The organism is Aeromonas sp. S41-2, from assembly GCF_027705845.1.
GTDB classification, from domain to species: domain Bacteria; phylum Pseudomonadota; class Gammaproteobacteria; order Enterobacterales; family Aeromonadaceae; genus Aeromonas; species Aeromonas hydrophila.
On record NZ_JAPDCG010000009.1, the window covers coordinates 132,542 to 133,056 of the forward strand.

Genomic DNA, 515 nt, shown 5'->3' on the forward strand with positions numbered 1-515 from the left:
TGCCTCAACTGCCTCAACTGCCTCAACTGCCTCAACTGCCTCAACTGCCTCAACTGCCTCAACTGCCTCAACTGCCTTCTTTCATTTTATTCAACTTCTTCTATATAGGAGCTAAGAGCAGTTCCGAACTTGGCGTAATACGGCACTGCTTACTTCACTTGGGCATCGTTGGCCAGCTGGATATCCCCCACCAGGGTGGCGCAGGGGGCCACATATACCCGTTTGCCCAATTGCGGGCGTTTTCCCTTGTAAGGTCTCAGTCGCAAGTCCATCTCGGCCTCCTTGTTTTCGGCCATTCTAGCAATTCGAGACCGGTTTCTGTGGATAAGTTTGTATAAAAGCTGTGCTTGGATATGAATAACTAAAAAAGTGCAGTTTTTTGCAATTTTATTGCCGATGAGGGGTTGCCAGAAAAAATCCGTTCCCTATAATGCGCCTCCATCGACACGGCAAGCGGCAACGCAAACAGCCGGGTCGGTCGCCTCGAAAAGCCTTTGCAAATAAGGCTTGACTCG

Annotated in this window: 1 pseudogene; it reads right to left on the minus strand. The window is 49.7% G+C overall.

What is annotated here, in order from left to right:
- Window positions 1-155: 155 nt before the first annotated feature.
- A pseudogene (locus tag OKC44_RS18490) lies at window positions 156-272 on the minus strand (gamma carbonic anhydrase family protein); the annotation flags it as partial.
- Window positions 273-515: the final 243 nt, after the last annotated feature.